Source organism: Collinsella sp. AM42-18AC (genome assembly GCF_003467965.1).
In the GTDB taxonomy this organism is placed as follows: Bacteria; Actinomycetota; Coriobacteriia; order Coriobacteriales; family Coriobacteriaceae; genus Collinsella.
The window spans coordinates 1-24,999 of sequence record NZ_QSFY01000005.1; the positions used below are offsets into that span (position 1 = coordinate 1).

Consider the following 24,999-nt stretch of genomic DNA (forward strand, 5'->3'; position numbering starts at 1 on the left):
CGCGCTGCGCGCCCCGCACAGGCTAAAGCCTTTAAAAAAAGAGGGAGCGCCGCGCACAACGCGACACTCCCCTAGCGATTCAAGAGAATCTATTAGGCCTCGAGAGCCTTCTTGGCAATGGCAGCCAGCTCGTTGAAGGACTCGATGTCCTCGTAAGCCATCTGAGCCAGGACCTTGCGGTCGAGCTCGATGCCGGCAACCTTCAGGCCGTGCATGAACTGAGAGTAAGAGATGTCGTTCAGGCGAGCAGCAGCGTTGATACGGGTGATCCAGAGAGAACGGATCTCGCGCTTCTTGTTGCGGCGATCACGATACTGATACTGCAGGGAGTGCTGGACCTGCTCTTTAGCATGCTTGTAAGTACGCGAAGCGGCACCGTAGTAACCCTTCGCACGGTGCATAACGGTACGGCGCTTCTTCTTGGCGGCAACAGCGCGCTTAATACGTGCCATGTTCTATCAACTCCTAGACGGTAAAACGAAAAACGGGAACGCGAACTTAGGCGAGACGCGACTTGATGACCTTGCGGTCGGCAGCGGCGATCTCGGTCTCCTGACGGAAGCCACGCTTACGCTTGGTGGACTTCTTGCTCAGGATGTGGCTCTTGAAAGCCTTGGCGCGCATAAGCTTGCCGGTACCAGTCTTGCGGAAACGCTTCTTGGTGCCGCTGTGGGACTTCATCTTAGGCATGAAATACTCCTTAATCGGTTACAGAACACTAGTTACTTGCTATCGCTTGCCGCTTTATCCTCATCGAAGGCGCCCTTAATCGGGGCGAGCAGCATAAGCATGTTACGGCCTTCCATCTTAGGCTTGGACTCGACCGTAGCGTAAGGCTTGAGATCCTCGGCGAGACGCTCGAGAACGTTAAGGCCCTGCTCCGGGTGAGCCATCTCACGGCCGCGGAACATGATGGTGATCTTAACGCGTGCGCCCTTCTTGAGGAAACGCAGAACGTGGCCCTTCTTGGTCTCGTAGTCGCCAACGTCGATCTTGGGTCGGAACTTCATTTCCTTGACCTCGACCTTGGACTGGTTCTTACGAGCAGCCTTGGCCTTCATGGCCTGCTGGTACTTGAACTTACCGTAGTCCATGACCTTGCAGACCGGCGGCTCCGCGTTGGGAGCGATCTCGACCAGGTCGAGACCCTGATCGTCGGCGACGCGCTGGGCATCGCGGATGGCGAACAGGCCGAGCTGAGAGCCATCGACGCCAATCAAACGACACGAAGATGCAGTGATCTCGTCGTTGATGCGGGTGTCATCAGACTTAGCTATTTTCCCTACCTCCATTCATAAAAAAATAACCCGGCGCTTCTCAGCAACCAGGTCGTACACATAGACTTCCTCGATTTGAGGAAGGGAATCTAAGTTGTATGACCAGTCAGCTGCTCATTGGCGCCAAAAGGTGGGAACCCTCAGGTTCCTCTTTAGGGCATTGCGGGAACAACGCCTTGCGAATAATAACACGTACAGCGCGTTATCACATTACGTACACGAAAAAGGGACCTTGACCCCCTTGAACGCTCGCTTGCATGTATGGTGCTCGAGGCGAGACTCGAAGGGCCTTCGCTTCGCGAAGCCCCGGGCTTCGGGCGCGTGGCGCCCTCGCCACGCTCCGCTACAAACAGGCCACAGGCCTGTTTGCTTAACGCTTCGCGCGCTCACGCGAGTTCGGCACGAAAAAGGGGGCCGCAACCCCCTTGAACGCTCACTTGCATGTATGGTGCCCGAGGCGAGACTCGAACTCGCACGTTGTTGCCAACGGTGGATTTTGAGTCCACTGCGTCTGCCAATTCCGCCACTCGGGCACGCAATGCGTGAGTTAGTTTATCACAGCTTTCTACCGATTAGTCCGAAAATGGAACTTCGAGCATTTCGATGAGTTCGACCGTGCGGAGCATCTCGCGCCGACGGCATCCGCGACCGTCGACCGAAGCCTCACCCATCTGGTTATCGTAAGGGTCCTCGCGCATGCCGTCGAAAGAGGGCTCAAACTCTGCCTGGAATCGATTGTTGGCCACCATACGCCACGGGTCGAGATTGCCAAAGTAGTGACGGCGGCGCCACTCCTCCCCCATCCTGCGAGCAGAAGATCCAAATGACACGTCGGCGTTGAGCCATCCGGTCTGCGGCGTATAGAACTCTGCCCAGTCGTGCGACCCCACCGAATCGGGCGCAACATACAGGCCGCTCTGCCAACGGGCAGGCACGCCCGCGATACGGCACATGGTGATAAACGTGAGCGCCATAACGCCGCAATCGCCGCGGAGCGAATGCGCGCAGTCATCGGCAATAGATCCCAAAAGCAAGTACGGCGGCTGATAGCGATAGTCGATGTACTGCGTCAGGTAATCATAGATAGCACGGGCGCGATCGAGCGGATCCTCGAGCCCGTCAATGACACGGGCTGTCAGCTGCTGTAGATACGGCGTGAATGCAATGTGCGGACGGTCCTCGGAGGTGTCCACGGGCAGTGGCGTGTCCATGCAAGGATGCACCGGAAGCGCACCCCCATAGACATCACGATAAGCGGCATCAATTTGATAGCGATAGGTCACCGAGAATGAGCGCTCACTCGAAGAAGACCACGAGGCGGTACGCGCCGAAGCATTCGCGGGGGCAACAGCACCCTCCGGCGTCATATCGAGAACCTCGATATGAGACTGTTGACGACAGGCGGCGGCAACGGGTAGCCACGCGCGAACGGTCTCCCTTTCCAGAGCGCCGGGGACAGACACGGACGCTTTAAGCGTAATGACGCGAGCCAATCCGTTTTGTGACTCCATCTCCTTGAGCATCTCGTTGCGCAGTGCTATTCCGTCCGTAGAATCGGGCCGCATGCCGGGAACCTCTTTGGGATATACGCGAAGCGAATCGAGGAAGTTGTCGAGAACGAACAGTTCGCCATCGATAAAGCGCCAGTCAATACGCTTACGATTAATCAGGTCATCAAACTGCTCTTCGGTAAACTCTGGCCACTCCTCGCGAATCATCGCAATAGCCTGGTCGCGCGACACCGAAAAATGAAGCGGCGTCTCGAGCATGCGATACCGCTCGGCACGAACACAAGCAGCCAGCGAAGGCTCGGAGTTCTGCTCCAAAAGGCGATCGCAGGCAGCAACAGCCTGCGTCAAATACCCGGCATCCATAAGACGAAGAATCTCGGGCGGCAGTCCAACATCGAGATGACGAAAGTCATCACAGCAAACATCAGCAGAGCAACCAACTGGACCCTCGTCAATAACCTTCCCATCCGAAGGCAGCACATTAATAACAGCCATACCAAAACTCCAAGTCACTAGAACGCTTGAAGCCCATTGTAGCGAGATAAAAAGAAAGCCCCAACAAGGGAGCCATCAACACCGCTGAACGGTAACCATATAACTAAAATCAGACCAGTAACCCTGTAGCAAGTTAACAAAGGAGGCCCCGTTTCCCCGGAGCTGATTCCGTCGCGCGACTTCTGGCAAAGCCAGTAGCCATCTTAATTCAGACTCGTAACCCTGCGGCGTTAAACGAAGGAAGCCCCGTCCCCCGGAGCTGTTTTCTTGGCGCGACTTCTGGCAAAGCCAGGTGAGCGCAAAGGAAACAGTGTAGGGGGACGGGGCTTCCGGCGGGAAGTTTAGCGACGCTTACGCCTTGTTGACGGAGCCAAACTCCTCCATGAGCTCCTTGGTGCGGGCAACGATGTTGTCGCGACCAGGCTTGAGGAGCTTGCGGGGGTCAAAGCCCTTGCCCTGCTGATCCTTGCCAGCCTCGATGTACTCGCGGACGCCCTTGGCGAAGACGAGCTGCAGGTCGGTGTTGACGTTGATCTTGGAGATGCCCAGGGAGATGGCCTTCTTGATCTGATCCTCGGGGATGCCGGTGCCACCGTGCAGAACGAGGGGCAGGTCACCGGTCTGGGCCTTAATCTCGCCCAGACGCTCGAAGGAAAGACCAGCCCAGTCGGCGGGGTACACGCCGTGGATGTTGCCGATGCCGCAGGCGAGGAAGTCGACACCCAGGTCAGCGATCTGCTTGCACTCAGCAGGATCAGCGAGCTCGCCGCTGGAGGTCACGCCGTCCTCGGTGCCGCCGATGCCGCCGACCTCGGCCTCGATGGACATGCCCTTGGAGTGAGCAAGCTCAACGAGCTCCTTGGTGCGGTCGAGGTTAAGCTGGAAGGTCTCCTCGTGAGAGCCGTCATACATGATGGACGTGAAGCCGGCCTCGATGCACTTGAAGCAGTCCTCGTAAGAACCGTGATCGAGGTGAAGGGCGACGGGAACGGTAACGCCCGTGGCCTCGACGGCAGCCTTGACCATGTCGGCGCAGACCTTGAAACCGCCCATCCACTTAGCGGCACCAGCGGTGCACTGAAGGATCAGCGGAGACTTGGCCTCCTCGGCGGCCTGGAGAATAGCCAGGGTCCACTCGAGGTTGTTGGTGTTGAAGGCACCAAGACCGTACTTGCCGGCCTCGGCCTTCTTGAGCATGTCTGCTGCGTTGACGAGCATAAAAGAAACCTCCTGTAAGGTTGCTCCGATAACGCCTGAGATTTTACCACGGCGCACCCGAGCATAAACGTTCGTTTGTTCACGAATATCGTCCAAACAGACTTTTTTGACCGTTTGCCCTACGAAATCGACCCGTTGGGGAAAAATAGCTTGACGTTTGGACGCTTCTCGTGCTTCAAAAGCCGACTATTAAGCTAAATCTGCATGAAAGGGTTCTGCATGAGCTCGCGTGCCATGGTGGTCGAATCGCCATGACCGGTTAGGCAAACGGTATCGGGCGGGAGAAGCCGGGCGAGCTTGGAGAGCGAGCGCAGAATCGCCGCCTCGTCTCCTCCAGAAAGATCGGTGCGGCCGTGCCCACCCGGAAACAGGGTGTCGCCCACAAAGGCAATGTTCCCCTGCTCGGTGGCAGCAAACAAGACGATCCCGCCCGGCGTATGCCCTGGCGTCTCGATCACCTGCAGGTAGATATCGCCCACCTTGATAGCATCTCCCTCGGCGAGCAGGTGCGTCGGCTCCCCGGGGTCAGGCGTCTCAATGCCCCACATAGCTCGCTGTTCCTCGATGTTCGCATGCGGCACCGCCACATCCTTAGCACACAGCTCATACTGGCAGCCCTCGCCAACGGTGGTTCGCACGCCTGCAACACCACCAACATGATCGGCATGGCCATGAGTGCATACGGCGCCAAACACGCGTACGCCGGGATGCTCGGCTCGAATATGCTCCACCAGGCGTTCGCCTTCCCATGCGGGATCGATAATCACGCACTCATTGTCCGAAATAACAGCATAGCTATTGGTCTGAATGGGACCGTTTACGAGCGTCTCGATCTCGACCGATCCCTTGGGAGTTAAATCCAAGGACACAGCACTCATGTCCCTCTCCTCTCTATAGAACTCGAGGCATCAAACGATGCCTCGAGTGTAGCGAATATCGATAATGTGACACGTTCGTCGCGACTAAACGCGGCGCTTAAGCTGGGCTCCACCCTCACCGGGCATCAGGCGGCGCGCGTCGTAGACCGAGTCAACGCTGCTGATGGAGGCCAGCAGCGGATCCAGACCACTCGCGTCCGAGATCTCGACCATAAAGCGCAGGGTTGCAATACCCTCGCGGTTGGTCGACGTGGCGGCAGAAAGGATATTGCCGCCCGCATCGCCAATGGCAATGGTGACATCCTTGAGCAGGCCCATGCGGTCCAGGCACTCGACCACGATCTCGACCTGGAAGAGGGTGTCGGCAGCGCCGTCCCACTCCACTTCGATCATGCGCTCGGGATGCTCCATAAGACCCTTGACGTTGGGACAGTTGGCGCGATGCACCGAAACGCCACGACCGCGCGTGATGAAGCCGACGATGTCGTCGCCCGTCACGGGGTTGCAGCAATGAGCCAGACGGACCAGTAGGCCGCTGTTGCTCTCGCCCTTGACGATAATGCCGTTACTGGCGCTCTTGCCGCGCTTTTGCGGCTTGCGGTTGGAGCCGCGAGCAGGCTGCTTCACGACCTCGGCGATAGCCTCGGCCTTGGTGAGCTGTTCCTCGGGCTTGGGGTCCAAGATTTGCTCGACCTTATTGCCCACAGCGCGCGGGGCAACCTTGCCGGCGCCGACGGCGGCAAACAGGTCCTCGAGCTGCTTGAAGTTAAACTGCTCCGCCACGGCGTTGAGCGCACGCGTCGAACGCGGCGTAGAAATGCCATAGCCACGCTTACGCAGGTCCTTAGCCAGCATATCGCGACCAGCAGCAGCGTCGTCGTCCTTGGTCGCAGCGGCAAAATAGCGGCGGATCTTTGACTTGGCGGAAGGTGTCTTAACGATCTTGAGCCAATCACGCGACGGCTTGGAACTCTTGTTAGTCAGAATCTCGACACGGTCACCCGTCTTAATCTCGTGCGTGAGCGGAGCCACCGCACCGTTGATTTTGGCGCCGACGCAATGGTTTCCCACCTCGGTGTGAACGGCGTAGGCAAAGTCGAGCGGCGTGGAGCCGGCACGAAGCGCCATGACCTCGCCCTTGGGCGTAAAGACAAAGATCTCCTGATCGAAGAGGTCGACCTTCAGCGAATGCAGGTATTCCTTGGCATCGGTGATCTCGTCGGAAGCCGCCCAATCGAGCGAATGCTTGAGCCAGTTGATCTGGTCGTCCAAACGTTGAGCGTCATTGGTCTTGGAAGCAGACGATCCGCCCGACTTCTTATATAGCCAGTGGGCGGCAATGCCGTACTCGGCCTGCTCATGCATCTCATAGGTTCGAATCTGAATCTCGAGCGGGCGAGCCGTGGGGCCGATGACCGTCGTGTGGAGCGACTGGTAGTTATTGACCTTGGGCATGGCGATATAGTCTTTAAAGCGGCCGGGCATGGGGTGCCACAGCGTGTGCACCGCGCCGAGCGTGGAGTAGCAATCGCGCACCGAATGCGTGATGACGCGCAGTGCCACCAGGTCGTAGATCTCGGAGAATTCCTTGCCCTTGCGCTTCATCTTTTGGTAGATGGACCAATAGTGCTTGGAACGGCCGTTGATCTGGAAGTCTTCCAGGCCAATGCGGTTGAGCTCGTCGGTGAGCGTCTTGATGGTCTCGGCCAGATAGCGCTCACGGACCTCGCGCGACTCCGCCACCATGCGTGCGATGCGCTGGTAGGCATCGGGCTCCAGGTAGAAGAAGGACAGGTCCTCGAGCTCCCATTTAATGGAGCTCATGCCCAGACGGTCGGCCAGGGGCGCATACACGTCCATGGTCTCGCGAGCCTTAAACAGGCGACGGTCCTCACGCAGGGCTGCAAGGGTGCGCATGTTGTGCAGACGGTCGGCAAGCTTAACGATGATGACGCGGATGTCCTTGGACATGGCGAGGAACATCTTTCGCAGCGTGAGCGCCTGTTTCTCGTCCATACTGTCGACTTCGATGTTGGTGAGCTTGGTCACGCCATCGACGAGCTCGGCCACCGTATCGCCAAACAGGCCGGAAACATCGGCAAGCGAGGTCTCGGTATCCTCGACGGTATCGTGCAGCAGCGCGGCGCACACTACATCGCAGTCCATCTTGAGATCGGCCAAAATGATGGCCACCTCGACGGGATGGTTGATGTACATCTCACCCGAGCGGCGCTTTTGGTTGCAGTGCTTCTCGGCAGCAAAGCAATAGGCCTGCTCCACCTTAGAAAAGTCGTCCTCATTCATATATTTGAGGCACAGGCGCTCCAGTTTGTCGTAGCTGTCCGCCATAATCTCGGGCGGCAGCTCATCGGCATGCTTATAGTGCTCCATCTCCGAGAACGGCTGGAGGGTGGAATCATGGGCGGTACGGGCTGCGGCATCCATCGAGGTCCCCTTCCCCTAGGCCCGCGGTACGATCGGGCGGTTAACTTTGGCTAGCATATCAGAAGCGCACGAATCGAGCGCCCAACTCCGGAAAGCCGAGAACTCCATGCGCGAGCGCAAGCCCTCCAAATAGCGAATTGACCTGCTCAATTGCACACGGCCGGGGTTTTCGGCCATCGCGATGCGACGGGTGTCGTCAAACCCCGAAATGCGACAGAAACCAAGCTCTTCGAAGATTCCCAGGCCACTTTCCACCGAGCGCTCGTCGACCGGCGTGCGAGCATCGATGGCAAGGCACATCTGCGCGATGTCGATATCGCTTGCGCAGAATGAATCATCCCCGGTCTTACCGCGGTTGGAGCGCCACATGGTCTGCAACGCACGATAGAGTGTGACGAGTTCGTCGCGCTCGGGTGCGTAGCAGTCGAGCAGGCGCTCGTTGATGCGGGCGTCGCGCGACGAATAGAGCAGGTGGATCACGGCGGGCTGTCCGTCACGACCGGCACGCCCGCTCATCTGGTTGAACTCAATGGCGCCAAACGGCATGTGGTACAGCACGACATGGCGGATATCGGGCAGATTGACACCCTCGCCAAAGGCAGAGGTCGAGACGATGCAGCTGAGGCTTCCGTCTCGGAATGCTTCCTCCACGCGGCGGCGATCGGAGCGCGCAAGCCCCGCGTTATAGAACGCGATATGGGTTGCGCAATCGGGCACACGCTTGCGCAACGTCTTGGCGAGCGCCACGGACTGGTCGCGCGAATTGACGTAAATGACGGTCTTCTCCCCCGTCGCCACGATCGACACCAAACGGTTCTCGCGGCTCGCAAGGTCGCGGTCGTCCTCGAGCTGCAGGTTCTCGCGCACCGTCTCGTCGACCACCGTGCGAGTAATCGGCAGCATGCGGGCAAGCTCGGCCACGACCGGAGCCGTCGCGGTGGCCGTCGCAGCCATAACAACCGGGTCGCCCAGGGCTTTGAGGATATCGGGCATGTCGAGATAGGCGCTGCGGTCGCCGCCCTTGGCAAGGCCGGCGTGGTGCGCCTCATCGATAACGACAAAGCCGATGCGGCCCGAACGCGCGAAGCGGTCACGGTGGATAGATAGGAACTCGGGCGTCGTGAGCACGATACCGGTGCGGCCCGAAGCTAGGCCGGCGAACACATCATCGCGTGCGGCCTCCACGGTCTCGCCGGTCAGCACGCCAACGCCAATGCCAAGCGCTGCCATCGTCGACGAGAGGTGATAGGCCTGGTCGGCAACAAGCGCGCGCAGCGGATAGACAAAGATGCTCGCACGTCCGCGAAGGACAGCCTCGCGCGCAGCATGTACATGGAAGATGAGAGACTTGCCGCGGCCCGTTCCCATAACGGCCAAGACGCTCTGGTGGTCGGCCAAGGCATCGAGCGCCTCAACCTGCGCGCGGTGCGGCTGGTTCGATCCGATAAAGCTATGGATAAGCGAGCGCGTGAGCTCGGTATAGGAAAGCTGGGCGAGCGTCTCGCGTTTACGCGACTCCAGGCGCAGGCCAGAATCCGCCGGCTGCACGCCGCGGCGAAGCTCGCACGCCGGATCATCGACGCTGGGCAGCGTGGTATCGCGAACCAGAACATCCTTGATCATGAGCTTTGGCTTTACGCGACCTTGCCAATGCTCGGCCACGGCCTCGAACACCAAGTCGACGGCGCTATCGCAATTGATGAGCTTATCGATCTGCGGCACGCGGAACATAATGGCCGGCACACTCGCGGCGCCATCGGTCGCCACAAAGCGCATGTGCTCGCCGGTTTTGCCCACCACGGCGCGGTCGCACATCGTCACGCCCTCGGCAGCCAGCAGCGGCACCTTGTTGCCCTGGCCAAACGGCTCAAGACGGGAGATCTGCTCGATGGTCTCGATATTCAGCTCGGAAAGGTCGACGGTGGCGGCGACCTCGTCGGTGTCTTCAAAGTCCTCGGCGGGAAGCTCCGATAGCACGGCGGAAAGGCGGCGGCGGAACTCATCGAGCTTGGATGCCTCGATGGTCACACCCACCGCACCGGCATGTCCGCCGCGACGAATCAGCAGGTCGGAACAGCGCTCGACGGCGTCAAACAGGTTAACTTTGCCCACCGAGCGACCAGAGCCGCGCGCGATACCGTCCTCGATCGAGAACAGTAGCGCCGGCACGTGATAGCGGTTGGTCAGACGGCTTGCCACGATGCCCTTGACGCCCTCGTGCCAGCCCTCGCCACCCACGACGATTGCGCGCCCGCCGTCATAAGTCTCCTCGACCTTCGCCATGGCATCGCGCGTAAGCTCGGCCTCGATCTCGCGGCGTTGGCGATTGATTTCCTCGAGCTCGGCGGCAAGAGTGCTCGCTTCGATGGGGTCGCGGGCAAGCAGCAGGTCGAGCGCCAGCTTGGGATCAGCCATGCGGCCGGCAGCATTCAGACGAGGGATGAGCGAAAACGACAGGCCGTCGGCCGTAATGGTAGAAAGGTCGGCCTTGGCAAGTGCGGCAAGCGCGATATAGCCGGGGCGGGCCGTCACGCGCATCTGCTGGATGCCCTCGGCGACCAGTGCGCGATTCTCGGGCGTGAGCGGCATCATGTCGGACACGGTGCCCAGCGCTGCGACCTCTATCAGCGAACGCCAATACGACGGCTTGCCCAAACGCTCGCCCAGGACCTGCACCAGCTTGAGCGCCACGCCGGCACCGGCAAGCTCGCGCGAGGGACCCTCGTCCTCGAGCTTGGGGTCGGTCAGGGGCACGCCCTGCGGCACCTGGTCGGAGGGCTCGTGATGGTCCGTGACCACCAAATCGATCCCCAGGCTCTCCAGATAGGAAACCTCTTCCTTGGCGGCAATACCGTTATCGACGGTCACAATCAGGTTGGGTTGGGCGAGCTCGTTGACGCGGTCGAGCGCCGCACGCGACAGGCCGTAGCCCTCGTCAAAGCGATGCGGAATAAACGGCGTGACATCGGCGCCAAACGTGCGCAATGCCTCGGTCAACAGGCAGGTCGACGTAATACCGTCAACATCAAAATCGCCAAAGACCGCAATGTGCTCGTGGCTGCGAATAGCGCGCTCAACGCGGTCGGCGACGACCGCCATGCCCGGAATAACGAGCGGGTCGGCCCAGTCGCGATCGAGCGAAGGCGTCAAAAACAGCTGGCCTTCTTCGATGGATGTAATGCCGTGCGCAACCATAATGCGCGCCACCAGCCCGGGTATGCCCAGGCCAGCCGAAAACTCCTTTTCGAGCTCGGGGTTTTGCCGAGCGACTGCCCAGCGATGCGTCGTCTTAAGCGATGACATAGGCGCCCACCCCCGATAGGGGCAGGTCGCCGCGATACCTCTCACGGTTCATAGCGATGAGTCCTCTGTGTATGCCCGCTTCGGCAGGCAGATCTGTTGAACGGATTTATTATACCGTGCAGAGCAGACGCAAATCGCCGCAGCACGCCGCGGTTTCGGTAAACGATGCCGGTAATAGCCTCGAAATATTCGAGCGTTTCTGACGCACGGACGCATGCGAGCGTCTAGCATATCCATTCAAAACGGGTTCACGGGCAAAGGGAGTCACAAGCGCATATGAAGCAATGGGTTGGACTGGGCAAGTTTCTCGCGGGGCACATGCAGGTCATCGTTCCGATTTGCGTGGCACTCGGCGTGCTCTTTCCCCAACAGATTGGCGTACTCAAGCCCATCGTTCCCACCTTGTTTGCCTTTATGACGTTTCAGGGTGCGCTCAGCAACACCTTTCACCAGGTAACCGAGGTGTTCCGCCGTCCGTTGCACCTAGTCTTGGCGCTGCTCGTCTCGGCGGTGCTTATTCCCATCGCGGCGTATGCCATGGGGTCACTCTTCTTTGGCTCCAACCCCAACCTTGTCTGCGGCATTGTGCTCGAATACAGCGTGCCCGTGGCCGTCACCGCTTTTATGTGGATCAGCATGTTCGGCGGCAACGGCCCGCTCGCGCTCACCATCATCCTGACGTCCTCGGTCATCTCACCTGTGACGATTCCGCTTACGCTCAAGCTCCTGCTGGGCGCCACCGTCTCGATCGACGTGCCGAGCATGATGCAGAACATGGCCTTTATGATCGCCATCCCCGCTGTGCTCGGTATTGCCATCAATGAACTCACGCGCGGCTGGGGCCACGAGAAACTCTCTCCCGTGCTCTCGCCCGCCTGCAAGTTCATGATGATGGGCGTCATCGCGTCCAACTCCACCGCTATGAGCGAGTACGTGCTGCACATAAACGCGGTGCGCCTGGAAGTCGCCCTCTTTATTTTGGTCTTCGCCATCAGCGGCTTTGTCGTCGGTTTTCTGGTCGCACGTGCGCTGCATCTGCCATATAGCGAGACGACTACCATGTGCTTTACCTGCGGCATGCGCAACATCTCTTCGGGTGCCGTCATCGCCACGCAGTACTTTCCGGGCGAGGTCGTGTTCCCCGTCATGTGCGGCACGCTGTTTCAGCAGGTGCTGGCCTCGATTATCGGGCATCTCTTTGAGTGCCTAACCTGCGAGGAGCGCACCAAACAGCGCAAGCGGGTCGAAGCCGGCCGCGACGCCATGGCGCGCTAGGCTGTCCGCATTACGCGGGTGTTAGTCTTGCTATACGAGCGTTTCCAGATGCGCACGCAGACGCTCAGCATCGATATCGAGCGTCGTCTCGGCATTGACTTGGGCCAAACGATAGCCGACAAAGTAGGGCGAAACCACCCAACGCGGCAGCGCCTTGGCAATGGTCCGACCGCCCAGGTGATAGAAGAACAAGTTGTACGACTCTGCGCGACCACCGTGGTGCTCGTTTAGGATATAGCGCAGAGCTACCTGGATCGCATCGGCAAAGAGATCCGCCTCGGCTTGGTCTCGTGCGTCATCGCTGGCGGCGATTCCCTGCGGGGCTGAAACGTTGATCTCAAAGAACCCCATGATCGGTTCGGTTGAGATATTGACCGAGATTCTCCCCTGTTGCCAGACATTGATGCCTTCGAAATTGGCGGAAGTCAGCGAAGTGTAGCCGTCTTCCTGCTCCAAACCCACAATCTGCATGTGCGGATGAACGAGACTACCGCCCGAGAGCGGACCCTTGTTCTTGTACATGAGAACGCTGCGATACTGCTGTGAATCGATCATCTGCTGCCAGCAACCCAGGGCAAACCGCATCACATGGTGGAGTTCATCCGGCTCATAGATCACCAGGTCGGCATCGTGATCGGCCGACTCGATCAGCACGGTTTGACGGGTGGCGCGCAGGGTCTTGAACTTATTCTCGAGCCAGATGCAGTCACCATCGCGCCGGATGATATCGGCAAGTTCCTCGGTATCGCAAAAGGGACACGCGGTGCCAGGGCGCCGGTTGTCGTCGGGCTTACCGTTCGCCTGCTGAACGTCAAATACCAGCGCCACGGGTTACGCCTCCAGCGGCACGATCTTGGTGCCATGGAGCTCGGAGACGCTCAATGCCGCCGCCACGGTATCGCGGTTGGCCGTAGAAATGCCGCCGCCGGGAAGGATGGTCAGGCGGTCGCCCGCATACTCGACAAGACGCGACAGGTGCTCCAGGTTGTCCTCGATCGGCGTTCCGGCAGCACCACCATGCGTCAGGATGCGCGTGATGCCGCAGTCGGCGAGTGTGTCAATGGCGTCCAGCTGAGCCTCGGGCGAGAGCTGGTCAAAGGCCATGTGGAAGGTGATATCGATGGCCCCGCGCTTGCACTCCTCGGTCGCGCAGCCCGTAGCCATCACGAGGGCGCCGAGGGTGAGCTCGTCGAGCGCCCAGCCGCCGGCACAGGGCTTGCAGCAGCCAAAGACCAGGCCGTCAACGCCGGCGCTCACGGCAAGACCCAAGTCCATCTCCATCATGCGCAGCTCGTCCTGGTTGTAGTGAAAGTCACCGCCACGCGGGCGAATCATGCACATCACTCGCGCGTCATGCTCGTGAGCATAGCTGACCGTAGTGCTGATAACGCCGGCCGAGGGCGTGGTACCACCGACGGCAAGGTTGTCGCACAACTCGATGCGCTTAGCACCGGCATCGATAGCCGCCGGCACACGCTCAAAGTTCTCGGCACAAAACTCGTACAGCATAGATAGCCCCCAGGAGACATTTCGATTTCCACACGGCATTGTCGCACGTTAAATAGCAACCCGCACGATGGAACAAAACCTTGACAAGGAGTGTCCCAAAGTGCCGGCACATAAGGAACGTCCCCAGGTGCCACCTTGAGCGATGGGTACTCATTTAAGTACGTCCCCAATGAGTACCCGCAGGGGACAGACAGACCGGACTCCCTATACGACAACTGTTGACATCATATACTATGTGTCATATAGTAGGTGTTACACAGTATACTACGAAAGGAGGTGTGCGGATGGAGGCACAGATGAAGCGCGGCTTCCTCGAGGCCTGCGTGCTCGCGGCCGTCTCGGGCGAGGAATCCTACGGCTATCAGATCGTGAAGGACGTGCCCGCGAGTATGGGGCTCACGGAATCCACGCTCTATCCGTTGCTCAAGCGCCTGGAGAAGGCGGGCTGCATCACCGCGCGCTCCGCCGAGCACAACGGGCGGCTGCGGAGGTACTACCGCATCACGGACGCCGGGCGCGAGCGTATCGCCGAGTTCCTCGCCGAATGGCCATCCGTGCAGGAGATCTACCGTTACGTGGAGGGGGCGCACCATGACGCGCGATGAGTTCTTGAACCGGCTGGGCGAGCTTCTGGCCTGCCTGCCGGCAGATCAGGTAAAGGAAACGCAGGAGTTCTACGCGGAGGCCATCGCCGACCGTATGGAGGACGGCATGACGGAGGCCGAGGCTGTGGCCGCCATGGGCACGCCCGGTGAGGTCGCCGAGGCAACGCTCGACGAACTGCCCGCCGTGCCGCGCGCGATCGCGAGGACCAAGCGCAAGAGCACGGCACTTCTATGGGCGCTCGCCATCGTGGGCTCTCCGGTATGGATTCCGCTGCTGCTCGCGTTCGTCGCCGTTGCCGCTGCAGTCTACATCTGTATTTGGGTTCTTGCGCTCTGCGTGTGGATCGTGGCCGCGGCATTCGGGGGCGCGGGCCTGGTAGGGCTCCTGTTCGCCGTGGACGGCATCATTATCGGGCATGTTCCGTACGTTTTGGCCTCGATGGGAATGGGATTCGCTTCCATCGGTGTGGCGCTCCTCACGGGAGCCGGCGCCTGGACGGCGTCCAAGCAGATCGCGCGCCTCTCTGCCCTTTGGGCGAAGAAAGCCGTTTCGCCCTTCTGGAAAGATCGAGGCAATAAGAGCCGCATGGGCGCCGAAGCGGCGCCGCTCACGGCATAGGAAGGAGTGCAAACATGTCCAGCGTAAAAAGGATTTACCTTGCCGTAGCGGGTGGGCTTGTTGCCACGGGGCTCGTCCTGGCTGCTATCGGATTTGTGGCCTCCGGCTTTAACCTCGCTGTGCTCAACACGCAGATCGACCTGCGCGATGACACCATCATTCTGGGTGGTGTTGAAATAGACGACCCGACAGGGCTTCCACTCATCGAGCAGCTTGCCGAGGTCGGCGAGATCCATATTGGATCTGCAACGACTGGTTCGTCTTCTCCTCGCAAATGATCGAGCTCGTAGCAGCCGTCCCCCCCCTTCGGGCGCACCACGACGGGCATGAGCACGCCGCGCTCGGAGCCTTTTTGCGAGACCTTCCGTCACGCTCTTCCTGCGTGGTGAACCGGTCATCGACCGACGAGAGGCTGATGGGAATCTCTCGACTTCGGGCCAATCCCGCTCACCGATCTGGTCTTCCTTCGTGATGCGCACATAAGCGAGCAGACACCGCGCAGTGCTTCAGCGCGGCCGCACTTCCACGTCTATGACGGAGGTGCCCGGCGGCGTCTTGGCAATCCCCTTGTTTGCAGGCGTTAGCGCGTGGGGATCGCCCACTCGGGGGTCGAGGCCGCCGAGGACGGCGGCGAACCTCGCGGTGTCATTCGACATCGCGAGGTTCCCGGACCATGACCACCTGGCCTCGTACCGCGGCATAGCCCCAAGGGTGAGGAGCTTCGGCACGTCGATCAGGGCGCCCGCGCAGCGTCGGCCGGTCCGCCGTTCGGCAGAACGGCGGAAGTCCCTAGCCGCCCAGGTAAGCCTTGCGGACGTTGTCGTCGTGCAGGAGCTCTTGGCCGGTGCCGGTCATGGTGATCTTGCCGGTCTCGAGCACGTAGCCGCGCGTGGCGATTGAAAGCGCCATCTGGGCGTTCTGCTCGACCAGAAGCACCGTGGTACCGGCCTTGTGCAGGTCCTCGACAATCTGGAAGATCTGCTCAATCAGAATCGGCGCCAGACCCATGGAAGGCTCATCGAGCATGAGCAGCTTGGGGTTGCTCATAAGGGCGCGCCCCATAACGAGCATCTGCTGTTCGCCGCCCGAAAGGGTGCCGGCGACCTGGCGACGGCGCTCCTTAAGGCGCGGGAACTGCTCGTAGACGCGCTCAAGGCCCGGAGCCACCGTGGACTTGGGCTGCGTGTAGGCGCCCATCTCCAGGTTCTCCTCGACCGTCATCTGCAAAAAGGCGCGACGGCCCTCGGGAACCTGGGCCAGGCCCTTGCCCACCAGTTTATCGGCAGGCGTATGGGTAATGTCCTCGCCCATAAACTTGATGGAGCCGGTCTTGGAACGCAGCAGGCCCGAGACGGTTTTAAGCGTCGTGGACTTACCGGCGCCGTTCGCGCCGATCAGGGCCACGATCTCGCCCTCGTTGACGTTAAAGGAGATGTCCTTGATGGCGTGGATAGCGCCGTACCAGACGTTGATGTTGTAGACGGAAAGCATCGGCTCTGCCATTTAGTTCTCCCCCTTATCCTGCTTGCCCAGATATGCCTCAATTACGGCATCGTTGTTCTGGATCTCCTCGGCCGTGCCCTTGGCGATGACCTTACCAAAGTTGAGCACGCAGATGCCCTCGCAGATGTTCATGACGAGCGACATATCATGCTCGATAAGCATAATGGCGATGCCAAAGGTGTCGCGGATCTTGACGATGTTCTCCATGAGCTCCGCGGTCTCGGACGGGTTCATGCCGGCGGCAGGCTCGTCGAGCAGCAGCAGTTTGGGGTTGGTGGCAAGCGCACGGACGATCTCCAGACGACGCTGGGCGCCGTAAGGCAGCGAGCCGGCCTGCTCGTTTGCCAGGTGCTCCATATCAAAGATGGACAGCAGCTCCATGGCGCGCTCGTGGGCGGCCTTCTCGTGCTTCCAGTACGTCGGCAGACGCAGCACGCCCTCAAAACCAGAGTAGCGCTCCTGGTTGTGCAGGCCGACCTTAACGTTGTCCTCCACCGTCATGGTGTTGAACAGGCGAATGTTCTGGAACGTACGGGCGATACCCATACGGTTGACCTGATAGACCGACTTGCCCGAGGTGTCCTCGCCGTCGAGCAGGATAGTACCGTGCGTGGGCTGGTACACCTTGGTGAGCAGGTTGAAGACCGTGGTCTTACCGGCACCGTTGGGACCGATCAGACCGGCGATCTCGGTCTTACCGATGGTCAGGCTAAAGTCGTCGACTGCCTTAAGGCCGCCAAATTCAATGCCCAAGTGGATGCACTCGAGCGCCGGGCGCTGGCCCAGGTCGCGGTCGGGAACGATGGCGCCAGAAGGATACGGGACCATCTTGCCCTTGTTGAACTCAAACTTACTGGGCATCGGCTGCCACCTCCTTCTTGGAAGCAAAGCGGTCCTTAATGCGTGCGAAGAACGACTTGAGCTGCGGGTTGTTGGTAAAGATCATGACCAGAATCAGCACGATGGCGTAGATGAGCATGCGGTAGTCCGAGAACTGACGGAGCAGCTCGGGAAGCACCGTGAGCAACGCCGCCGCGATGACGGAGCCGCGCATATTGCCCAGACCGCCCAGGACCACGAACACCAGGATGAGGATGGACGTGTTGAAGTCGAACTTGGTGGCGGAAAGCTGCGAGAAGTTACCGCCGAAGAGGGCTCCGGCAGCGCCGGCGAGAGCGGCGGAAACCACGAAGGCGATCATGCGGTACTCGGTGACGGAGATGCCCACGGACTCGGCAGCGATCTTGTTGTCGCGCACGGCCATAATGGCACGGCCGGTACGGCTGCGAACCAGGTTGAGCACGATCACGAGTGCGACCATGACCAGGATGGCACCGGCGAGGAAGGTCGAGTACGTCGACACGCCCGATGCGCCCTGCGCGCCCTTGATGATGGCGGTGCCGTCCTCGAGCAGGTGCAGGTCGTCGATCGTGGAGTTACCTGTGATGTTAAAGATCACATGCAGGCCGCGGGAGTCGACGCCCACGATAAGGCAGGTGACGATCTCTTTGATGATCTCGCCAAAAGCCAGCGTCACGATAGCCAGGTAATCGCCGCTCAGGCGAAGGACCGGGATGCCGATCAAGAAGCCCAGGATGGCGGCAGCGATGGCACCGACCACGATGCTGATGATAAGGCGCACCGGATCGGAGGGAACGGCGCTCTCCAGCGCGACCGCGGTAACGATGCCCGTATAGGCGCCGACGCTCATAAAGCCCGCGTGGCCCAGCGACAAGTCGCCCGCGATGCCGACGACGAGGTTAAGGGAGATGGCCATGACGATATAGGCCGTGATGGGAACCAGCTGACCGGCGATCATGCGCGGAATCATATGGTTGGACTGCATAAAGAACACGATGGCGAACGCCACAAGGCACATGGCGTACGTAACAAAGTCGTGACGCGTCTGCTTGTCTTTAAGAAACTTCATAACGCTCACCTACACCTTCTCGGGGACGTACTTGCCCAAGAGGCCGGCAGGCTTGACGAGCAGGACGATGATCAAAACACCAAAGACGATGGAGTTGGCAAGGCTCGTGGAAATGTAAGCCTGTGCCATCGCCTCGATGATGCCGATGAGAATGCCACCGACAAAGGCACCGGGGATGGAGCCGATACCGCCGAAGACGGCGGCGTCGAAGGCCTTGATGCCAGGCATGGCGCCCGTGGTGGGCTGCAGGACCGGCGAGTAGGAGCACAGGAGCACACCGGCGATGGCGGCAAGGGCGGAGCCGATGGCAAACGTCATCGAGATGGTACGGTTGACGTTGATGCCCATGAGCTGAGCGGCTGCCTTGTCCTCGGACACGGCGCGCATGGCCTTGCCCATCTTGGTCTTACCTGTAAAGAACATCAGACCGGCCATGATAACCAGGCAGGCGACGATGGTGACGAGCGAAACGGCGCTTACATTGAACTTGGCCAAGAACTCCGGCACCTGGAAGGTGACGAGCGAAGTGAAGTTCTTGGGCGTGGCGCCCCACAGAAGCTGCGCGGCGTTCTGCAGGAAGTAAGACACGCCGATGGCCGTGATCAGAACGGCCAGCGGGCCCGCCTGACGCAGCGGCTTGTATGCCAGACCCTCGATGAGAACACCGAGAACGGTGCAGACCACACAAGAGAGAATTACAGATGCCCAGCCCGGGAGGCCGAGATACGACGTGGCACAGAACGAGACATAGGCACCGACCATGATAACGTCGCCGTGAGCGAAGTTCAGCATCTTGGCGATACCGTAGACCATGGTGTAGCCCAACGCGATGATGGCGTAGACGCTGCCCATGGACAGGCCGTTGACCAGGTATTGGATAAAGACCGTCATGTTCCACATCCCCCTTTCGAATAGGTTTCCAGTTAATGTATGAAACAGGGACGTTACACTGTCCCTAGATACCAAGCAAGCAGGGAAGGCCAAAACCTCCCCTGCTTGGGATCAAAACCGCTCTATGTAAGGCGGTCTATTAGGCCTGTACGTACTTGCCATCGGTGATAACGTACGCCGTGGGGTCCTTCTGGACCTGACCCTTATCGTTCCAGGTGAGCTTGCCGGTCAGACCGTCAACGGTAATCTTGAGCATAGCCTTGGGCAGCTTCTCGGCGACCTCGGTCGGATCGGCGTCGACACCAAGACCGGCCTCCTTGAGGGCCTCAGCCACCGCGTGCACGCCATCGTAGGCGTCGGCGGCAAACTGGTCGGGGGTATCGCCGTACTTATCCTTGTAAGCGTTGACGAAGTCGGCATTCTTCTCGTCGTCGGCGGAGAACGGGGTCATAAGCAGCAGGCCCTCGGCAAGAGAAGTGTCGAAGCCCTCAACGCCCAGGATGCCGTCCATGCCGTCGCAGCCCATCATCTTGACGTCGTAGCCCATGTCCTTGGCGTTCTTGAGCAGGACGGACGCCGGCGTGTAGTAGATCGGCGCGAAGATCATGGTGGCGCCGGCCTGCTTGGCCTTGGTCAGCTGGTTGGTAAAGCTCGTGGCAGAGTCGTCCTTAAAGGTCTCCTCGTCAACAATCTCGAGCTTAGACTCAGCGGCCTGGGCCTTAAAGGAATCTGCGATACCCGAAGAATAGGCGTCGCCGGAGTTATAGAACAGTACGAACTTCTCGTCCGCATACTTCTGCGCCAGGAACTTGGCAGCGTTGACGCCCTGGTTGGGGTCGGTAAAGCAAACCTGGAAGACGCAATCCTTGCCGTCGGTGACGTCCTCGGAGGACGCGGACGGGGTGATCATGAACGTCTTGGGGTCGTTACCGCACTCGGCGGCAACGGCAACCGACGCACCCGTGGTGGTCGGGCCGACGAGGGCCTGCATGCCCCAGTCGAGCAGGGTGTTAAAGGCGTTGACGGCCTTCTCGCCGTCGGCCTGGTCATCCTCGGCCTTGCTGGCAAGCGGCAGCTCCTTGGTCGAGAAATCCTTGCAGCCAAGCTCGACACCCTGGGTAACGGACTTGCCGTAGGACGCGTTGGCGCCGGTCAGCGGTCCGATGGTGCCGATCTTAAACGAAGCGTCGCCCGAAGCGGAACCGCTGTCGCCGCCGTTGGAGGAGCAGCCAGCTAGAATGGACATCGCCCCCAGACCTGCTGCGCTCGCGATAACGCTCCTGCGATTCATAACAGGGTTCAATGACTTACCGGTGAGGCTCGACATGCGGCTCTCCTCTCAAATCTCGTCGGGTTTCGGTTACCCAACAGGCCATCCTTCGCCGTGTTCGGCGTTCGCAAAATAGTAGACGCTTTAGTTGAGAAAAGTGGCGATTATTTCAACTATTCTTTTGTTTTGTCCGTTTATCCATAATTATGCGTATTTCTATTTGTTTATGCAGTTTAGCCACTTTATTGTGTGAAAGTAATGTTTCCATTCTGTTACAAGCTTCCCTGCCCTGATTAAAACGGCCTCACCGGTAGCGCTTTATACGCACTTAGGCGGCGATGTACTTGCCGTCCTGGATCACATAGGCTGTAGCGGGCTTCTCGACTTGGCCCTCGTCGTTCCACGTGAGCTCGCCCGTCAGGCCCTCGATCTTGATCTTGCGCATGGCCTTGGCAAGATCGCCGGCAATGTCGGCGCCGTCGGCCGTAATATCGATGTCTGCCTTATCGATAGCCTCGACAATCGCATGGACGCAGTCATAGGCATCGGCGGCAAACTGGTTGGGCGTCTCGTCGTAGGCGTCCTTATATGCCTTGACAAAGTCGGCGTTCTTCTCATCGTCGGCAGAGAACGGGGTCATGAGCAGCACGCCCTCGGCAAGGGAGGTGTCGAAGCCCTCAACGGAGAGCAGGCCGTCCATGCCGTCGGTACCCATGAGGGTCATGTCGTATCCCATGTCCTTGGCGTTCTTGAGCAAAACGGACGCCGGCGTGTAGTAGATCGGCGCAAAGATGAGCGTGGCGCCGGCCTCCTTGGCCTTGGTGAGCTGGTTGGTAAAGCTCGTGGAGGAGTCGTCCTTAAAGGTCTCGGTATCGACGATATCAAGTTTGGACTCCTTGGCCTGCTCGGCAAAGGCATCGGCAACACCCGAGCTGTACGTATCGCCGGAGTTGTAGAACAGGGCGATCTTGGCGTCTGCATACTTCTCGGCCAAAAACTTGGCAGCACTCGCGCCCATGGTGGGGTCGGTAAAGCAAACCTGGAAAATCGTGGTCTTGTCCTTGGTGACGTCGAGGGACGAAGCAGAGGGCGTGACCATGAGCATATCGTCGGCGATCTCGCCCGAGACAGCGACGGCGGCACCAGTCGTGACGGGGCCGACGAGAGCCTGCATGCCCCAGTCGCACAGGGTATTGAAGGCGTTGATAGCCTTCTCGCCGTCGGCGACGTCATCCTCGGACTTAAGCGAGAGTTTGAAGTCCTTGGTCGAGAAATCCTTGGCGGCAAGCTTGGCACCCTTCTCGGCCGAAACGCCATAGGTTGCCGCGGCGCCGGTCAGAGGGCCGATGACACCGATCTTGAAGGTCTTGCCGTCATCGGCGGTGCCGCCGTCCGAGCCACCCGACGAGCAACCAGCGAGTGCGGCGGTGCTGCCGAGCGCCGCAGCGCCGGCGAGAAAGTTCCTACGGCTGAGCGTGCTGTTGATGTTGAACATGGTGTCCCCCTTTTTCGCTGGCCGCGGTGCGGCCGTCTTGCGGTACAGGGCAAACCTTATGGCGCAAACGTTGACAGTTTGTTACGGAAGTCCGTTTGTAGCGAGCGTGTTTCCAATGTTTCCGCAGCGTTTCGGGGGTGCCGTTTTGTGCGGCTCCTGTTGCCTGGCGAGCACGCGCCCCCGGTTCACGCTAGAATGCACTCAACCTTTAAGCGGTTTATCCATCCATAAGATGCACGAAGGAGTTATCTATGAGCGAACCCCTGCGCACCGTGAACGTCGGTCTGATCGGTCTGGGAACCGTCGGCGGCGGCGTGGCCCGTCTGATCAAGAGCCACCACGATGAGTACCTGGCAGCCTACGGCATCGACCTTAAGCTGACCCGCGCCTGCGCGCTTGCTTGGGAGCAGGCCGAGGCGGCAGGCATTGAGCGCGAGGCCTTTACGAGCGACTGGCACGATGTCGTCACCGACCCCGCCGTCGACATCGTCGTCGAGCTGATTGGTGGCGAGCATCCCGCAACCGAGATCTTCACCACTGCCTTCGAGAACGGCAAGCATGTCGTCTCCGCCAACAAGGCCCTGCTGGGCCGCCATGTCGAGACGCTTGCCGAGAAGGCGCGTGCGTGCGGCGTGCAGATTAAGTGCGAGGCCAGCTGCGGTGGCGGCATCCCCATTGTCAGCACACTCGAGCACGACCTGGTGGGTAACAAGATCCTGACCATCGCCGGCATCCTCAACGGCACCACCAACTACATCCTGTCGCGCATGGACGCCGAGGGCGCCGATTACGCTGACGTGCTCGCCGACGCACAGGCTAAGGGCTATGCCGAGGCCGACCCGTCCGCCGACGTCGACGGCTTCGATGCCGCCAGCAAGACGGCCATCCTCGCCTCCATCGGCTTTGGCACCCGCGTTACCACCGATGATGTGTACCAGCAGGGTATCCGCACCATCGGCGCCGAGGACATCGCCCAGGCCCGCGAGCTCGGCTACACCATCAAACTGCTCGGCATCGCCCGCAACACCGACGCTGGCGTCGACGTTCGCGTGCATCCCACGCTGATCCCCGCAGACCATATGCTCGCCAAGGTCAACGGCGCCATGAACGCCGTCTACGTGGTAGGCGACGCCGTGGGCGAGACCATGTTCTACGGCGCGGGCGCAGGCTCCTTCCCCACCGCGAGCGCCGTCGTGGGCGATATCCTGTCGCTCTCCGAGCAGATCAGCCGCGGCGTGGCTCCGCTGCCCGAGATTGAGCCCTATGGCCACAACCTCACCTTTAAGCCCATGGACGAGCTCCAGACCAAGTACTATGTGCGCCTGAAGGTCGCCGACCGCGTGGGCGCCCTGTCCGAGACGGTCGACATCTTTGCCAAGCACAACATCTCGATCTCGCTCATCAACCAGGTCGAGGACGGCAAGTCGGGCGTCAGCGATGCCTGCTCGGTTATCTTCCTGACGCACCGCGCGCTCGAGAAGGACGTTCAGGCTGCCGCCGCCGAGCTTGCCAGCGTCGACTGCGTGGCCGAGGTCGCCAACGTCCTGCGCATCGAGGACGTCGAGGCCTGGATCGAAGGCGTTATGGCCAACTAACTCAACGCTCGCCTAGCAATACACGCTTTGAGGGCTCCCGTCCGATGTGGGACGGGAGCCCTTTTGTCTCCTGCCCTAAGCACAACGGCAGAGCACATTTGCGCGAGCCGCTCATCGGTAACGCGGGCTACCGTTCACCGATATGCAAACACGGCCGATTCCGGTTACGGCTACGCTGTGTTGCGAATGTCCGCCCGCGATGAGAGGAAGCACCATGTTGCTCGAGGGCAAGAAAGCAATCATCACCGGAGGCACACGCGGTATCGGCTATGCCATCGCCTGCCGTTTTATCGAGGAAGGCGCTGCCGTCACCGTCTTTGGCTCGCGCCAAGAGACTGCCGACACGGCCGTTGAGAAGCTGACAGCCGCCTATCCCGACGCCAAGGTCTGGGGTCGCTCCTGCGATCTCACCTCGCTCGAGGCCGTGACTGAGGCCTTTACGCAGACTGCAGCCGACATGGGCGGCTTGGACACGGTCGTCAACAATGCCGGTATCTCCCAGCGTTCACCCCTCTTGGACTACACGGCCGAGGAGTTCGCAAAGGTCATGGACCTTAACGTCGTCGCCGTCTTTAATGGCCACCAGGCTGCCGCCAAGATCATGACCGAGGCCGGCCACGGCGGCACCATCACTACCACAAGCTCGATGGTCGCCAAGTACGGCCAGCCCTCCGGCGTCGGTTACCCCACGTCCAAGTTTGCCGTCAACGGTATGGTCCAGTCGCTCTCGCGCGAGCTCGCTCCCATGGGCATCCGCGTCAACGCCGTCGCCCCCGGCGTGACTAAGACCGACATGGTCGCCAACCTGCCCGAAGAGGTCATCAAGCCCATCATCGCCACCATTCCGCTGGGTCGCATGGGCGAGCCCGAGGATGTCGCCAACGCCTTTGTTTTCCTGGCGAGCGACATGTCCTCCTATGTCACGGGCGCCGTGCTCCCCGTCGACGGAGCCGCCCGCTCCTAAGGAGCCACAAGCTTTGGCTTCAAGCTTCAACATAGCTCAACCAAAAAGGCGCGCCGTCTGAATCAACTGCAGACAGCGCGCCTTCTCCTGTTATGAAAGGGAAACTATGTCCCAGTATTTCGGATCAGAACGGGGCACGGTTTCCCCCAGGACCTCCTTGCGGAAACTGCATCCCACTCTGAGCGCCCATTCCGGGACACAGCTTCCCAACGGCCC

Annotated in this window: 23 protein-coding genes and 1 tRNA gene; 7 read left to right on the forward strand and 17 right to left on the reverse strand. The window is 60.1% G+C overall.

Features of this window, described 5'->3' with window-relative positions; all coding sequences use genetic code 11:
• Window positions 1-92: 92 nt before the first annotated feature.
• The 9 genes from rplT to recJ all read right to left on the reverse strand — a co-directional run bounded on the left by rplT (window position 93) and on the right by recJ (window position 11,127).
• Complete coding sequence (gene rplT / locus DW913_RS03930) at window positions 93-452, reverse strand: 50S ribosomal protein L20 (RefSeq protein WP_022094123.1); 360 nt, start codon at window positions 450-452, stop codon at window positions 93-95.
• Between the two features lie 46 nt (window positions 453-498).
• The gene (gene rpmI / locus DW913_RS03935; protein ID WP_006234422.1) at window positions 499-690 is read right to left on the reverse strand and encodes a 50S ribosomal protein L35; all 192 of its coding nucleotides are present in this window, start codon (window positions 688-690) and stop codon (window positions 499-501) included.
• A gap of 32 nt (window positions 691-722) precedes the next feature.
• Entirely contained in the window at window positions 723-1,292 is a 570-nt protein-coding gene (gene infC, locus DW913_RS03940) for a translation initiation factor IF-3 (RefSeq protein ID WP_089573296.1), read from the reverse strand.
• A 431-nt stretch (window positions 1,293-1,723) separates the two neighbouring features.
• Window positions 1,724-1,810: transfer RNA gene (locus DW913_RS03945), tRNA-Leu, on the reverse strand.
• A gap of 39 nt (window positions 1,811-1,849) precedes the next feature.
• On the reverse strand, window positions 1,850-3,283 hold the full coding sequence (locus DW913_RS03950) for a transglutaminase-like domain-containing protein (RefSeq protein WP_117563487.1): 1,434 nt from the start codon (window positions 3,281-3,283) through the stop codon (window positions 1,850-1,852).
• A 351-nt stretch (window positions 3,284-3,634) separates the two neighbouring features.
• A complete protein-coding gene (fba, locus tag DW913_RS03955; RefSeq protein WP_035137086.1) occupies window positions 3,635-4,501 on the reverse strand; it encodes a class II fructose-1,6-bisphosphate aldolase in 867 nt (288 codons plus the stop codon).
• Window positions 4,502-4,695: 194 nt separating this feature from the next.
• Entirely contained in the window at window positions 4,696-5,379 is a 684-nt protein-coding gene (locus DW913_RS03960) for an MBL fold metallo-hydrolase (protein ID WP_089573298.1), read from the reverse strand.
• Between the two features lie 84 nt (window positions 5,380-5,463).
• Window positions 5,464-7,824 carry a bifunctional (p)ppGpp synthetase/guanosine-3',5'-bis(diphosphate) 3'-pyrophosphohydrolase gene (locus tag DW913_RS03965; RefSeq protein ID WP_089573299.1) on the reverse strand — a complete coding sequence of 787 codons (2,361 nt, stop codon included), beginning with the start codon at window positions 7,822-7,824 and terminating at the stop codon, window positions 5,464-5,466.
• A gap of 15 nt (window positions 7,825-7,839) precedes the next feature.
• Window positions 7,840-11,127: a single-stranded-DNA-specific exonuclease RecJ gene (gene recJ / locus DW913_RS03970; protein ID WP_117563488.1), complete on the reverse strand. Its 3,288-nt coding sequence runs from the start codon at window positions 11,125-11,127 to the stop codon at window positions 7,840-7,842.
• 276 nt (window positions 11,128-11,403) lie between these two features.
• Between recJ and DW913_RS03975 the strand changes: the two genes are divergently transcribed.
• Window positions 11,404-12,402 (forward strand): bile acid:sodium symporter family protein, encoded by a 999-nt coding sequence (locus DW913_RS03975; RefSeq protein ID WP_089573301.1) that lies wholly within the window; start codon window positions 11,404-11,406, stop codon window positions 12,400-12,402.
• 30 nt (window positions 12,403-12,432) lie between these two features.
• Here DW913_RS03975 and DW913_RS03980 read toward each other — a convergent pair whose 3' ends face one another.
• Window positions 12,433-13,230: a DUF4931 domain-containing protein gene (locus DW913_RS03980; RefSeq protein WP_089573302.1), complete on the reverse strand. Its 798-nt coding sequence runs from the start codon at window positions 13,228-13,230 to the stop codon at window positions 12,433-12,435.
• 3 nt (window positions 13,231-13,233) lie between these two features.
• The gene (locus tag DW913_RS03985) at window positions 13,234-13,911 is read right to left on the reverse strand and encodes a copper homeostasis protein CutC (RefSeq protein ID WP_089573303.1); all 678 of its coding nucleotides are present in this window, start codon (window positions 13,909-13,911) and stop codon (window positions 13,234-13,236) included.
• A gap of 284 nt (window positions 13,912-14,195) precedes the next feature.
• On the opposite strand from DW913_RS03985, the gene DW913_RS03990 reads away from it, so the two are divergent.
• The 4 genes from DW913_RS03990 (at window position 14,196) to DW913_RS10020 (ending at window position 16,035) form a co-directional block, all read left to right on the forward strand.
• Window positions 14,196-14,516 carry a PadR family transcriptional regulator gene (locus tag DW913_RS03990; RefSeq protein WP_187362357.1) on the forward strand — a complete coding sequence of 107 codons (321 nt, stop codon included), beginning with the start codon at window positions 14,196-14,198 and terminating at the stop codon, window positions 14,514-14,516.
• The gene (locus DW913_RS03995) at window positions 14,503-15,135 is read left to right on the forward strand and encodes a DUF1700 domain-containing protein (protein ID WP_117655177.1); all 633 of its coding nucleotides are present in this window, start codon (window positions 14,503-14,505) and stop codon (window positions 15,133-15,135) included. Before DW913_RS03990 ends, DW913_RS03995 begins: the two co-directional genes overlap by 14 nt.
• A gap of 14 nt (window positions 15,136-15,149) precedes the next feature.
• Window positions 15,150-15,413 (forward strand): hypothetical protein, encoded by a 264-nt coding sequence (locus DW913_RS04000; RefSeq protein ID WP_089573305.1) that lies wholly within the window; start codon window positions 15,150-15,152, stop codon window positions 15,411-15,413.
• A gap of 253 nt (window positions 15,414-15,666) precedes the next feature.
• Complete coding sequence (locus DW913_RS10020) at window positions 15,667-16,035, forward strand: transposase (RefSeq protein WP_147326445.1); 369 nt, start codon at window positions 15,667-15,669, stop codon at window positions 16,033-16,035.
• Here the strand turns inward: DW913_RS10020 and DW913_RS04010 are convergent.
• The 6 genes from DW913_RS04010 to DW913_RS04035 form a co-directional block, all read right to left on the reverse strand.
• A complete protein-coding gene (locus DW913_RS04010) occupies window positions 15,925-16,626 on the reverse strand; it encodes an ABC transporter ATP-binding protein (protein ID WP_035137222.1) in 702 nt (233 codons plus the stop codon). The genes DW913_RS10020 and DW913_RS04010 overlap by 111 nt on opposite strands.
• A 12-nt stretch (window positions 16,627-16,638) precedes the next feature.
• On the reverse strand, window positions 16,639-17,499 hold the full coding sequence (locus tag DW913_RS04015) for an ABC transporter ATP-binding protein (protein ID WP_089573307.1): 861 nt from the start codon (window positions 17,497-17,499) through the stop codon (window positions 16,639-16,641).
• Window positions 17,489-18,568: a branched-chain amino acid ABC transporter permease gene (locus tag DW913_RS04020; RefSeq protein ID WP_117655179.1), complete on the reverse strand. Its 1,080-nt coding sequence runs from the start codon at window positions 18,566-18,568 to the stop codon at window positions 17,489-17,491. Before DW913_RS04020 ends, DW913_RS04015 begins: the two co-directional genes overlap by 11 nt.
• 9 nt (window positions 18,569-18,577) lie before the next feature.
• Window positions 18,578-19,459, reverse strand: coding sequence for a branched-chain amino acid ABC transporter permease (locus DW913_RS04025; RefSeq protein WP_117582912.1), 882 nt, complete (start codon window positions 19,457-19,459; stop codon window positions 18,578-18,580).
• Window positions 19,460-19,598: 139 nt separating this feature from the next.
• A complete protein-coding gene (locus tag DW913_RS04030) occupies window positions 19,599-20,786 on the reverse strand; it encodes an ABC transporter substrate-binding protein (protein ID WP_117645703.1) in 1,188 nt (395 codons plus the stop codon).
• Between the two features lie 271 nt (window positions 20,787-21,057).
• Window positions 21,058-22,224, reverse strand: coding sequence for an ABC transporter substrate-binding protein (locus tag DW913_RS04035; protein ID WP_117645705.1), 1,167 nt, complete (start codon window positions 22,222-22,224; stop codon window positions 21,058-21,060).
• A 251-nt stretch (window positions 22,225-22,475) separates the two neighbouring features.
• Between DW913_RS04035 and DW913_RS04040 the strand changes: the two genes are divergently transcribed.
• Window positions 22,476-23,819 carry a homoserine dehydrogenase gene (locus tag DW913_RS04040; protein ID WP_117797659.1) on the forward strand — a complete coding sequence of 448 codons (1,344 nt, stop codon included), beginning with the start codon at window positions 22,476-22,478 and terminating at the stop codon, window positions 23,817-23,819.
• Between the two features lie 214 nt (window positions 23,820-24,033).
• Window positions 24,034-24,783 carry an SDR family NAD(P)-dependent oxidoreductase gene (locus DW913_RS04045; RefSeq protein WP_117645711.1) on the forward strand — a complete coding sequence of 250 codons (750 nt, stop codon included), beginning with the start codon at window positions 24,034-24,036 and terminating at the stop codon, window positions 24,781-24,783.
• The last annotated feature ends 216 nt before the right edge of the window (window positions 24,784-24,999 follow it).

What these genes read in the sequence shown, in the direction of transcription:
- rplT (WP_022094123.1), bottom strand. Translation starts at nt 452, where the DNA reads ATGGCACGTATTAAGCGCGCTGTTGCCGCCAAGAAGAAGCGCCGTACC.
- rpmI (WP_006234422.1), bottom strand. Translation starts at nt 690, where the DNA reads ATGCCTAAGATGAAGTCCCACAGCGGCACCAAGAAGCGTTTCCGCAAG.
- infC (WP_089573296.1), bottom strand. Translation starts at nt 1,292, where the DNA reads ATGGAGGTAGGGAAAATAGCTAAGTCTGATGACACCCGCATCAACGAC.
- DW913_RS03950 (WP_117563487.1), bottom strand. Translation starts at nt 3,283, where the DNA reads ATGGCTGTTATTAATGTGCTGCCTTCGGATGGGAAGGTTATTGACGAG.
- fba (WP_035137086.1), bottom strand. Translation starts at nt 4,501, where the DNA reads ATGCTCGTCAACGCAGCAGACATGCTCAAGAAGGCCGAGGCCGGCAAG.
- DW913_RS03960 (WP_089573298.1), bottom strand. Translation starts at nt 5,379, where the DNA reads ATGAGTGCTGTGTCCTTGGATTTAACTCCCAAGGGATCGGTCGAGATC.
- DW913_RS03965 (WP_089573299.1), bottom strand. Translation starts at nt 7,824, where the DNA reads ATGGATGCCGCAGCCCGTACCGCCCATGATTCCACCCTCCAGCCGTTC.
- recJ (WP_117563488.1), bottom strand. Translation starts at nt 11,127, where the DNA reads ATGTCATCGCTTAAGACGACGCATCGCTGGGCAGTCGCTCGGCAAAAC.
- DW913_RS03975 (WP_089573301.1), top strand. Translation starts at nt 11,404, where the DNA reads ATGAAGCAATGGGTTGGACTGGGCAAGTTTCTCGCGGGGCACATGCAG.
- DW913_RS03985 (WP_089573303.1), bottom strand. Translation starts at nt 13,911, where the DNA reads ATGCTGTACGAGTTTTGTGCCGAGAACTTTGAGCGTGTGCCGGCGGCT.
- DW913_RS03990 (WP_187362357.1), top strand. Translation starts at nt 14,196, where the DNA reads ATGGAGGCACAGATGAAGCGCGGCTTCCTCGAGGCCTGCGTGCTCGCG.
- DW913_RS03995 (WP_117655177.1), top strand. Translation starts at nt 14,503, where the DNA reads ATGACGCGCGATGAGTTCTTGAACCGGCTGGGCGAGCTTCTGGCCTGC.
- DW913_RS04000 (WP_089573305.1), top strand. Translation starts at nt 15,150, where the DNA reads ATGTCCAGCGTAAAAAGGATTTACCTTGCCGTAGCGGGTGGGCTTGTT.
- DW913_RS10020 (WP_147326445.1), top strand. Translation starts at nt 15,667, where the DNA reads ATGACGGAGGTGCCCGGCGGCGTCTTGGCAATCCCCTTGTTTGCAGGC.
- DW913_RS04010 (WP_035137222.1), bottom strand. Translation starts at nt 16,626, where the DNA reads ATGCTTTCCGTCTACAACATCAACGTCTGGTACGGCGCTATCCACGCC.
- DW913_RS04015 (WP_089573307.1), bottom strand. Translation starts at nt 17,499, where the DNA reads ATGCCCAGTAAGTTTGAGTTCAACAAGGGCAAGATGGTCCCGTATCCT.
- DW913_RS04020 (WP_117655179.1), bottom strand. Translation starts at nt 18,568, where the DNA reads ATGAAGTTTCTTAAAGACAAGCAGACGCGTCACGACTTTGTTACGTAC.
- DW913_RS04025 (WP_117582912.1), bottom strand. Translation starts at nt 19,459, where the DNA reads ATGACGGTCTTTATCCAATACCTGGTCAACGGCCTGTCCATGGGCAGC.
- DW913_RS04030 (WP_117645703.1), bottom strand. Translation starts at nt 20,786, where the DNA reads ATGTCGAGCCTCACCGGTAAGTCATTGAACCCTGTTATGAATCGCAGG.
- DW913_RS04035 (WP_117645705.1), bottom strand. Translation starts at nt 22,224, where the DNA reads ATGTTCAACATCAACAGCACGCTCAGCCGTAGGAACTTTCTCGCCGGC.
- DW913_RS04040 (WP_117797659.1), top strand. Translation starts at nt 22,476, where the DNA reads ATGAGCGAACCCCTGCGCACCGTGAACGTCGGTCTGATCGGTCTGGGA.
- DW913_RS04045 (WP_117645711.1), top strand. Translation starts at nt 24,034, where the DNA reads ATGTTGCTCGAGGGCAAGAAAGCAATCATCACCGGAGGCACACGCGGT.